This window comes from candidate division WOR-3 bacterium (genome assembly GCA_039801245.1).
Lineage (GTDB): Bacteria > Hydrothermota > Tepidihabitantia > Tepidihabitantales > Tepidihabitantaceae > JAOABP01.
Genome location: JBDRUF010000016.1, coordinates 24,383 through 34,523, shown reverse-complemented (window position 1 = coordinate 34,523; position 10,141 = coordinate 24,383). Strand labels below are relative to the sequence as shown.

At 50.2% G+C, this 10,141-nt stretch carries 9 protein-coding genes; 8 read left to right on the top strand and 1 reads right to left on the bottom strand.

Going from position 1 to position 10,141, the window contains the following annotated elements; translation table 11 throughout:
- Nucleotides 1-105 precede the first annotated feature (105 nt).
- The 8 genes from ABIK47_03615 to ABIK47_03580 are packed head-to-tail and all read left to right on the top strand — an operon-like array spanning nt 106 to nt 9,375.
- Complete coding sequence (locus ABIK47_03615) at nt 106-567, top strand: 4Fe-4S dicluster domain-containing protein (GenBank protein ID MEO0019714.1); 462 nt, start codon at nt 106-108, stop codon at nt 565-567.
- On the top strand, nt 548-1,231 hold the full coding sequence (locus ABIK47_03610; GenBank protein MEO0019713.1) for a 4Fe-4S dicluster domain-containing protein: 684 nt from the start codon (nt 548-550) through the stop codon (nt 1,229-1,231). Before ABIK47_03615 ends, ABIK47_03610 begins: the two co-directional genes overlap by 20 nt.
- 3 nt (nt 1,232-1,234) lie before the next feature.
- Nucleotides 1,235-2,842, top strand: a complete 1,608-nt coding sequence (locus tag ABIK47_03605; protein MEO0019712.1) for an FAD-binding protein — start codon at nt 1,235-1,237, stop codon at nt 2,840-2,842.
- Nucleotides 2,843-3,925, top strand: coding sequence for an acyl-CoA dehydrogenase family protein (locus ABIK47_03600; GenBank protein ID MEO0019711.1), 1,083 nt, complete (start codon nt 2,843-2,845; stop codon nt 3,923-3,925).
- Nucleotides 3,922-5,934: a PBP1A family penicillin-binding protein gene (locus ABIK47_03595; GenBank protein ID MEO0019710.1), complete on the top strand. Its 2,013-nt coding sequence runs from the start codon at nt 3,922-3,924 to the stop codon at nt 5,932-5,934. The genes ABIK47_03600 and ABIK47_03595 overlap by 4 nt, the downstream gene beginning before the upstream one ends.
- Nucleotides 5,931-6,578, top strand: coding sequence for an endonuclease III domain-containing protein (locus tag ABIK47_03590; protein ID MEO0019709.1), 648 nt, complete (start codon nt 5,931-5,933; stop codon nt 6,576-6,578). Before ABIK47_03595 ends, ABIK47_03590 begins: the two co-directional genes overlap by 4 nt.
- Before the next feature lie 36 nt (nt 6,579-6,614).
- Nucleotides 6,615-8,798 (top strand): putative LPS assembly protein LptD, encoded by a 2,184-nt coding sequence (locus ABIK47_03585; protein ID MEO0019708.1) that lies wholly within the window; start codon nt 6,615-6,617, stop codon nt 8,796-8,798.
- Nucleotide 8,799: 1 nt separating this feature from the next.
- The gene (locus ABIK47_03580; protein MEO0019707.1) at nt 8,800-9,375 is read left to right on the top strand and encodes a Maf family protein; all 576 of its coding nucleotides are present in this window, start codon (nt 8,800-8,802) and stop codon (nt 9,373-9,375) included.
- Here the strand turns inward: ABIK47_03580 and ABIK47_03575 are convergent, their stop codons facing one another.
- A complete protein-coding gene (locus ABIK47_03575) occupies nt 9,376-10,035 on the bottom strand; it encodes a hypothetical protein (GenBank protein MEO0019706.1) in 660 nt (219 codons plus the stop codon). It abuts the gene before it with no gap.
- Nucleotides 10,036-10,141: the final 106 nt, after the last annotated feature.

Sequence of the window (10,141 nt, the reverse complement as noted above, 5' to 3'; positions counted from 1 at the left end):
GGCAAACATCTTCAAGGTTGCCGATTACGGGATTGTTGGCGACCTGTTTCAGGTTGTGCCGCTTCTCACCGAGGAGTTTAGGAAGGCAAAGCAGGGTTAAGCCCGATGCCCAACACCAAGCAGACCGACATCGCCGCCATCCGTAATATCCTTGAGCGCATCCTTGACATTTCCGAGTCGCCTGTCCCCAGGTGCCGGCTGCTCTCATCCGGATTCGGTCCCTCCCATACACTGAAAGTTAAAGAGGAACTGACCGGCACTCGCGCCTGCCTCGGCTGTGGCAACTGCATTGACATCTGCTCGCTTTTAGCCCGGGAACCCGCCCGGCTCAAACGCACCGCCCAGAGGACCAGCCTTGCCCTCGAGACCATGGTCGGCACAGACTGTGACCGCTGTTATCAGTGTGTTCTATCCTGTCCGCAGGTGGACACAACCATCAAACACTTTATCGTCAAGAATCGGTCAATAGAGCAGATGCGGCATCTCTTGGCACATCTGCAGCCGACCGATGATTATTATCTTGACCAGTTCTATGAGGAGAGTGGCAATGAAAGAAAACCTGATTGACATCTACATCATGGGTGAGCACCACCAGGTTCCAGATTCGCTCACCATCCTCCAGGCAATGGAATACGCCGGTTACCGGCTTGTCCGCGGTGTCGGCTGCCGCGGTGGGTTCTGCGGCGCCTGTGCTACCGTATATCGCACCACCGGCGACTATCATCTCAAATTTGCCCTTGCCTGCCAGACCAAGGTTGAACCCGATATGCAACTGGCGATGATTCCCTTTTTCCCGGCACATCGCCCCCGATACCGGCTTTCCGAACTCAAAGGAACGGCTGATGAGGTATTAAGAATCTATCCGGAGATGTTGCGCTGTTACGGCTGCAACACCTGCACCAAGTCCTGTCCCCAGGATATTGATGTGTTAGGTTATGTCTCCGCGATTGTCCGCGGGGACATCCCTGCAGTTGCGGACATCTCCTTTGACTGTATTATGTGCGGTCTGTGCGTCAGCCGCTGCCCGGCAGAACTGGTAAAGCACCATGCTGCGCTTCTGTGCCGGCGCATCTATGGCAGAAACCTTGCCCCCCGTTCCGAACATCTACAAAAACGGATCGCCGAGATAAGGGAGGGTAAATTTGCCCACGCGCTTGCCGAACTGAAAGGGCTGAGTAAAAAGGAGCTCCAGGAGCGCTATGCAGCAAGGGATATTGAACCAGAGGAGTAAAAAATGAGTTACCCATCACCGTTGCAGGAACTGATAACAAAGGTAAAGGAGACAAGGGAGCGGCGCTTAAAAGAAACCTATCCCCGGCTTAAGCCTGAGGAAAAGGAAAAACTCTTAAAACAGTTCCATCCCGATTATCGCGCGGAGACCTTTGCGACTTTGAGGGTTGGACCTAATGCCGGGGACAGAACACCCAAAGAGCTCGCCGCGCTCCTGGAGGCGGATAGTTCGCTTGACCCGAACAAACTTGCCTTAGAGTCACCCGATTACACCTGTGATGTCCTGGTTATCGGTGGTGGTGGTGCGGGCTGTGCCGCGGCTTTGACCGCTGATGACCACGGCGCCAGGGTTATCATCGCCACCAAGTTAAGGCTGGGCGATGCCAACACGATGATGGCACAGGGCGGAATTCAGGCAGCGGATAAGGAGAACGACTCACCAGCAATCCATTACCTTGATGTTTTAGGTGGCGGACATTTTGAGAATGTTCCGGAACTGGTGGAGGCGCTGGTAACCGATGCCCCAGAGGCAATCCAGTGGCTGGAAAACTTAGGTGTCATATTTGACAAAAACCCAGACGGCTCAATGAAGACCATCCATGGTGGTGGCACATCAAGGAAGAGGATGCATACCTGCCGGGACTATACCGGTGCAGAAATTATGCGCACCCTCAGAGATGAGGTCAAAAGCCGGGACAAAATCATCGTCCTGGAGTTCTGCCCGGCGGTTGAACTCTTGACCACCCCTGAAGGGGAGGTGGCTGGTGCGGTGCTCTTAAATCTCAACCTGAACAGCTATCTCATCGTTAAGGCAAAAAATGTTATCATCGCCACTGGTGGCTCAGGCAGACTTCACTACCAGGGCTTTCCAACCTCCAATCACTACGGCGCCACCGGTGACGGACTGGTTCTTGCCTACCGTGCGGGTGCGCGACTGGCATTCATTGATACCATGCAGTATCACCCGACAGGTGTCGCCTTTCCTCAGCAGATTGTCGGGCAATTAGTCACAGAAAAGGTTAGAAGCCTTGGTGCCCAACTGGTGAACATTCAGGGAGAGCAGTTTATCTTTCCGTTGGAAACAAGGGATGTGGTGGCATCCGCAATCATCCGGGAATGCTCAGAAAACCGCGGGATAAAGACACCAGGGGGCGTTGACGGCGTCTGGCTTGACACCCCGATGATTGAAATCCTGCGTGGACAAGGAACGGTTAAACGGGAACTACCAGCGATGGTGCGGCAGTTCGCCCGGTTCGGCATTGAAATTGACAAGGAGCCGATTTTGGTTTTCCCTACCCTCCATTACCAGAATGGCGGTGTTGCCATTGACCCGTTCTGCTCAACCAATGTCCCATTTTTGTTCGTGGCTGGTGAAGCATCGGGCGGGGTTCACGGACGGAACCGACTGATGGGGAACTCCCTCTTAGATACGATTGTGTTTGGTCGTCGGGCAGGAAAAGCTGCGGCAGAGTCTGCGCAAAAGCGCCCAGATCACCTCAACCTTACCCTCAATCACCTGGAAAAATGGCGCAGGTTATTAAAAGAAAAGGGGGTTGAGACGAAGGTGTTTTCACCTGTCCTTTTGCCTGATTACACCCGAAAGAAGGCGTAAATGGACTTTACCTTTTCTGAGGATGCCGAGCTGATTCGCACCACCCTCCACGAGTTTGTCCGCCGTGACCTTTTGCCTCTGGAACCAAAATTTCTAAACGCCAGGGGTAAAGAGGAGAGGGAGGAAATCAAAAGGAGCGCAACGGCAAAACTAAAGGAGATGGGACTTTACAGCGCCGGGGTGCCGGAAGAGTTTGGTGGCGGTGGTCTTGGACTTATTGAAACCTGCATTATTGCTGAAGAACTGTCAACTACCGTCATACCAATTGAATGGGGTGATTTCACACCTCTCCTCTATGAATGCTCTGACAGCCAAAGGTCTGATTACCTTTTACCAGTGGTGGCGGGTGAAAAAACCTACGCCATCGCCTTTCGCGAACCAAAACATTTTGCCCATCAGAACGAGATGACAACAACTGCCCAATTGGAATCGGACCGCTATATACTCAACGGCATCAAAGAGCTCTCCAGAGCCGATTTTGACTTCTGCCTTGTATTTGCCCGGACTCCTGCGGGTACCTCCTGCTTTATCGTTGAGCGCGACCTCCCCAACACCGAGATCATCCTACAAACAGAACCACCTCAGCTTATCCTCAACCGCTGTGCTGTTACCATTGACAAAATCTTAGGCAAACCGGGCATGGCAATGTCACTGGGTCAGAAATGGTTTGGACTTGGTCGTATTACCCGCAGTGCCGCCATTCTTGGTGTCTGTCGGCGCATCCTGGAAACGACCGCGCTTTATGCCCGAGACTGGAAATCAATGAATGAACCGATCATCTCCCGCAAGGAGATTCAGCGCACCTTGGCATCAATGAGCGGCAATCTTGAAGCGCTACGCTGGCTGGTTTACTATACCGCCTGGCTCGCTTCTACAAATGCCCATATCCAGTTTGACTCAATGCTATTGAAACTTCAGGCACAGAATGTTCTCAAGGCAATGGTGACCGATGCCATTCGTATTCACGGGGGTACAATTCCCCCTCTTGAACACTGGCTGGTAAAGGCATCGGGTGAAGGCGAGGCGTTTGATATGCTCTGTCTGGCGGTCAGCCATGAGGTCATTGCCCGCTATATTAAATGACCAAGGCGTTAACCGTTGCAACTGTCATATTCGGGCTGACGGTTGCCTTTTTTGCTCTTGGGTATTTGCGTCTCAGAGCCGAGCTGCCAAGTCCAGAGTCAATAATTAATTTTAAGGCGCCGGCAAGCACTACAATTCTTGACTGTAGGGGGCGGGTAATTGCCGAATTTTTTGTGGAAAGGAGACGACCGGTGCCCTTAGAATCAATCCCTCCCCATCTGGTCCGAGGGGTTGTTGCGGTTGAAGACAAACGGTTCTATTCCCATTGGGGAATTGACCTTATTAGGGTTGGCGGTTCAATCGTTGCCAACATCCTCCATCCTCAGAATCTGCAAGGGGCATCGACGATCACCCAGCAACTCGCCCGTTCGATGTTTTTGACGCCGAAGCGAAATTTGGCGCGAAAGTTGAAGGAAATGATTTTGGCAGTTGAACTGGAAAGGCACTATTCCAAAGAGGAAATCCTGGAGATGTATCTTAATCAGGTATGGTTTGGCGGCTCGGTTTATGGAGTGGCGGCAGCGAGTGAAAGATATTTTGGCAAGCACGTTGCGCGTCTTAACCCGGTTGAATGCGCAACCTTAGGTGCAATGATTGCCAACCCCACTGTTTATTCTCCATACCATCATCCGGACAATCTCCTCCGTCGGCGCAATTATTTTCTCAAGAGGCTTTTTCGGTCAGGCCTTTTGACAAAAGAGGAATACGAAAATGGTATCAAAGAACCGCTCAATGTCCAACCTGTTGGTGTTTCCCAAAATGAGGCGCCTTATTTTGTTGAAGAGGTCCGACGCTATCTTATTAAAACCTATGGGTATGACTTTGTTTACCGCTCCGGTGGCAAGATTCACACAACCCTTGACCTTGATATGCAGGCAAAAGCCGCAAAAGCGCTCTTAAACTGGCTTGACCAGTTAGAGGAGGAGTATCGGTTAAAACCAAGAAAGGCTCTTTACGACTCCCTTGCCCGATCCGGAGCGGAGAAACTACCACCCGATTACCTTCAGGGTGCACTAATTATTGAAGATGTAAAAACCGGTGAGATTCGTGCGCTCGTCGGAGGAAGGGATTTTCGGCAGAGCGAGTTTAACCGTGCAACCCAGGCACGGCGCCAGGTTGGTAGCGCATTCAAGCCATTTGTTTTTCTTGCAGCAATTGATAACGGTTGGACCGCAGCTGATATTGAGAATGATTCGGCACTGGTGATAAGAATTCCTGGACAGCCAGATTACCGACCAAAAAACTATGACCTCAAGTTTTTAGGGAAAATGACCCTGCGCCGAGCCCTGGCGCTTTCGCGTAATTTAGTTGCTGTGCGTCTTGGTGCCAGTATCGGACCGGCAGTTGTTGGTAAATACGCCAACCTCTTAGGAATAGAAGAAACTATCCCTCCCTATTATTCAATTGCCCTTGGCTCGGTTGAACTAACACTCTTGGAAATTGTCAATGCGTTTAACACCATTGCCAATCAGGGCGTCCGGGTGAAGCCATTCTTCATCACCCGGGTTGAAGATGAATACGGTCTTGTATTAGAGGAGAATCACCCTAATCCTAAGCTGGTAATCAGACCACAGAGCGCCTATATTCTCACCAGTATGATGCAAAGTGTTGTCAATGAAGGAACCGGCACCGCTATTCGCCTCAGGGGATTTCGAGGACCAGCAGCTGGCAAAACCGGCACAACCGACGACTATACCGACGCCTGGTTTATCGGTTATACGCCCAGTTTGACCTGCGGTATCTGGATTGGGTATGACACCAAGCGAACCATCTTCCCCGGTGCGACCGGTGGGGTAATTGCTGCTCCAGTATGGGGGGAAATTATGAAGGAAATTTACCAGGACACCGTCACCGCATTTCCTGCGCCACCGGAGATCACCACCGCCTATATCTGCGAGGAGTCTGGGAAACTGGCACTGCCGCAATGCCCCAAAGCCCGGTACGAGGTTTTTATCAAGGGCACCGAACCAACTGCTTCCTGTCCGATTCACGGTCAGGAGAAAAAATGAACCTATTGGCGATTTATTCGCTCCTTTATCACCATTTTGGTCCGCAAAACTGGTGGCCGGCGGAAAGCCCTTTTGAGGTAATTGTCGGCGCAGTTCTCACCCAGAATACCGCCTGGGAAAATGTCCAAAAGGCAATAGCCAATCTTAAAAGAGCCGGACTCTTAAACCTTGACCAAATCAGCACTATTGAACCGGCAACACTGGCACACCTGATTCGTCCTAGTGGTTATTTTAATATTAAAGCCCAACGCCTTTTAGGGGTGGTGAGGTGGCTCAAGGCAAAAGGTGGGCTAAAAAAACTGGCACGAATCAGCACCAAGAAATTAAGAGAAGAGCTTCTCAAGTGTTATGGCATCGGACCGGAGACAGCCGATTCCATATTACTTTATGCCTTTAACCGACCGGTCTTTGTCGTTGACGCCTATACCAGAAGGATTTTTTATAGATATGGCTTAATCAGCGGTAAGGAGCCATACGAGGAGTTAAGGAAGAGAATAGAAAATGACCTCGTCGCAAAAATCGGGACGAACAAGAGGTTGGTGGTAGGGGTATTTAATGAGTTTCACGCCCTTTTGGTGCGGCTTGCCAAAACCTACTGTCGGAAAAAACCCCTCTGCTCAAGCTGCCCGCTTGCCGCTGCTTGATGGTCAGGTATGCCCTCACCATTCTTATTATCGATAATGCTCATTGCCATTCCTGATTCCCTAAACCAGGATATCGTCTATTACGGCGGGAAAAGGGCTATCTTTCTCGCACAGGAGGAACAGGTTGTGCTACTTGACTCGGCGTGGGTCAGGTATCGTGATATGTCGGTCTGTTCTGACTCGATTAATTATAGTGTAAAAACCCATATCCTCTCTGCCCATAATTCGGTAACTTTCCGGACCACAACCGAACAGGTCTTTGGGACAGAACTCTATTACAATGTTGACACCCGGAAAGGAATGATGCGCAATGCCAGTACCCAAGTGGAAAACGGCTTTCTTTCTGCACGAGAGGTGTGGCTGGTTAAGGAAAAGGTGCTTAATGCCCGTTATGCCGACTACACCACCTGTGACCTGCCCAAACCTCATTACACCTTTTTTGGTCCAAGGGTAAAACTTTTTATGGATGATATCGCCATCACCGAGCCGGTATTACTTAAAATACACCGATTGCCGTTGTTGGCAGCACCCTTCTGGCTCATCCCCGTGGCGTCAAGGCGGAAATCCGGGTTGATGCCCTTCAAAGTCGGCAGCGCCAAAGACCAAGGATATTATGCCAAAAACATCTCCTATTACTGGGTCATCAATGACTATGCTGATGCCACCTTTATCACCGACATTATGACTAAAAAAGGGATCCAATTCCGCACCGAAGCGGTCTATATTGTTGAACCCTATTCCCGCGGTTCAATTCAAGGTTCCTACATCAGGGAAGCATGGGATCCTCAGAACCCCAATCGTCTGCGCTACAGCTTCAACCTCGCCAGCGAAACTAAACCCACCCCATTAACTAACCTTGCCATCCAGACTGAACTTGTCTCTGACACCGCCTATGCGCCTGACTACGCTGAAGACCGGCTTGACTGGCTTAAACAGGAGGTCTATTCCTATGCTGCACTCAGCCACCGGTTCAAAAAGGTCTGTCGGGCAACAATTAGGGGTGAAAATCATACTTATTATATGCGCCATTACCAATATGCCCTTCTGCCCTCAGCGTCCCTCAACTTTGGCACCCGCCCTTTGCCTAAAAACTGGGACATCTCCCCGGTATTCGCCTTTTCGCGGCGCATAGAAAAGGCGGATTCCCTTGGTGTTGATACCCTGCACAAGACCCGTTTAGTGCCAACAGCCAATCTCTCTATCACCAGCCCTGATCTACCATTTGGCAGGCTGGACATCAGTGACCGTTTAATCCTCTCCTCCTCCCGCACCCGCTATCGGGGCGAGGAAAGAAAGCCGTCTTTAAACCTTGACCACGAGTTCAGTGTCAGCACCTCCCAGAAGATTTTTGGCATTTTAAACACTGCCGAAGCCTTCGCATTTTCCCAATCAGATGAGTTAACTGATACCCTACCACCTGAACCTCGCTACAACCTCGCCATCAACACCGGTTTTAATCTCTACCGGGTGTTTGGCGTCAGCACCTTCAACCTTGATGGCATCCTCCATACCCTTTCTCCCAACATCCAGTTCAGTTACCAGCCGGAAATTACCCCACAAGGCTTGTTTGGGCGTCCGACGCCTTTTTATCCTTCAGCCGCAATGCTCGCCTTTAACATCAACAACGGTTTTCAGGCAAAGACCTCAAAAGGAAAAGGGAAGTTTGACATTGGCACTGTCAACTTCAGCAGCCGCTATGACCTTGTGAGTAAAGACCTGAGTCCAATTTATGCCACCATCAGCACCAGACCCTTGATTTTCCTTCCGCAGGTTGACTCTAATGGCACACGCAATCGTTATGAACTCTACCTCGACGCCAATCTGTCATTCCAACCCGAATCACTCCGCCTCGGGAACGACTATTCAACAGTCACATCCCTTTTCTGGTCCCATATGCGCACCGACACCGTCCGCGACTATCCAAGGGGCTTTGAATGCCGGCTAAATCACACCTGGGGCAAAAATCAGAACATGCTCACCGGTTCGGTCTCCTTCTCCTATACCGGCTGGCGGCTCAGCCTCAACTCCATCGGCTACAACTTTGCCACCGGCCAGCTCACCGACTACTCCATCAACCTCTGGCGCGACCTCCATTGCTGGGAGGCAATTGCCACCCTCTCGGGCTTGGGCAAACAGTGGCGCTATGACTTTGAGGTCAGGATAAAAAAACTGCCTGATGTGAAGTTTGGCAAAAGCACCTTCCGCACATTTCTCCCCTGAGATGAAAATCCTTCTTGCCTCTACCTCACCCCGGCGCAAAAGCATCTTGAAATCGCTCGGTATCAAATTCACCTGCCTGAGACCCTCATTTATAGAACCGGCAATCAACACCACAACCAATCCGAAAAGGCTTGCCACAACCCTTGCCCTGCTCAAAGCGCTCTCCTGCGCTCGTAAACTAAAATCTGGAATTGTGCTCGGAGTTGATACTATCGTTGTGGTCAATCAAAGGATATTGGGCAAACCCAAGGACCAAAATGATGCCCGACGGATGATAGAACTTCTTTCTAATAAAACCCACCAAGTTATTACAGGAATTGCAATTATAAAGTTACCTGAATATAAAATCTTTACGGGTGCCGAGACAACCAATGTCACCTTCCGCAAACTCACCGAAAAGGAAATCATTGACTATATCAAAACAAAAGAGCCCTATGACAAAGCCGGTGGGTATGCACTTCAGGGCAGGGCAGGGCTTTTTGTCAAAAGGATACAGGGCTGTTACCTCAATGTGATTGGGTTGCCAGTAGGTCTTTTAATGGATTTGCTTGAAAAATTAGGCTGGCGTTCGTTTTAATCAGGGCGAGGTCAGACGAATGTTTACACGGAAACTACAGTCGGTAAAGTTATGGCTGTTGTCTAAAACAAGGTAGTAAACACCGGTTTCGGGAATGGTATCGTAAAAAGGAGCGGTTCTGTACGCCGGTTGCTTAATCCGGAACCGATGCTCCTCTCCCCTTAGCCATCTCTCAAAATTATCACTGTCAAGGAAAATCAGAAAAATATTGCCGGTATCGGCACTTGATTCCCCGCTCAATCGGTAACCAGACCAGGCAGAATCAGAGAAAAAGAGGCACCTGCCCGCCTTTACCGCACCCTCCCAGTTGATAAAATTTACTGTGCGGGGCTTGATTTCCACACCAAGCGAATCAACGGCGCTATCACCGCGCGCATCCTTTACCTTTACCTTGACAAATACCGAACCTGATGACTCTGGGGCATACCACTTCACACTATCCCTCTCATTATCGGCAAATCTACCTTTTGAACAGAACCAATAGAAACTCAAGCCCCCTGCACCTGGCTCTGCCATCACACATTTGAACCAGATGCTGTCTCTTGCCACAGCCTTATTACTGACCCTTATCTCTTTTATTAACGGTGGTCCATAACCAAAATGACAACCGGCAAAAAAGCAGAAGCAAAGGTAAAGGGGAAGGTATTTCATCGTTATCAATCAAAATTATCCCTTTACTTGCACCTTTGTCAACAAAACTGCATTTAATCCCAATTTATACACCCAAACACAATCGACCCCGGGGGTCACCCCCTGGGTGAAATTA

What these genes read in the sequence shown, in the direction of transcription:
- ABIK47_03615 (MEO0019714.1), top strand. Translation starts at nt 106, where the DNA reads ATGCCCAACACCAAGCAGACCGACATCGCCGCCATCCGTAATATCCTT.
- ABIK47_03610 (MEO0019713.1), top strand. Translation starts at nt 548, where the DNA reads ATGAAAGAAAACCTGATTGACATCTACATCATGGGTGAGCACCACCAG.
- ABIK47_03605 (MEO0019712.1), top strand. Translation starts at nt 1,235, where the DNA reads ATGAGTTACCCATCACCGTTGCAGGAACTGATAACAAAGGTAAAGGAG.
- ABIK47_03600 (MEO0019711.1), top strand. Translation starts at nt 2,843, where the DNA reads ATGGACTTTACCTTTTCTGAGGATGCCGAGCTGATTCGCACCACCCTC.
- ABIK47_03595 (MEO0019710.1), top strand. Translation starts at nt 3,922, where the DNA reads ATGACCAAGGCGTTAACCGTTGCAACTGTCATATTCGGGCTGACGGTT.
- ABIK47_03590 (MEO0019709.1), top strand. Translation starts at nt 5,931, where the DNA reads ATGAACCTATTGGCGATTTATTCGCTCCTTTATCACCATTTTGGTCCG.
- ABIK47_03585 (MEO0019708.1), top strand. Translation starts at nt 6,615, where the DNA reads ATGCTCATTGCCATTCCTGATTCCCTAAACCAGGATATCGTCTATTAC.
- ABIK47_03580 (MEO0019707.1), top strand. Translation starts at nt 8,800, where the DNA reads ATGAAAATCCTTCTTGCCTCTACCTCACCCCGGCGCAAAAGCATCTTG.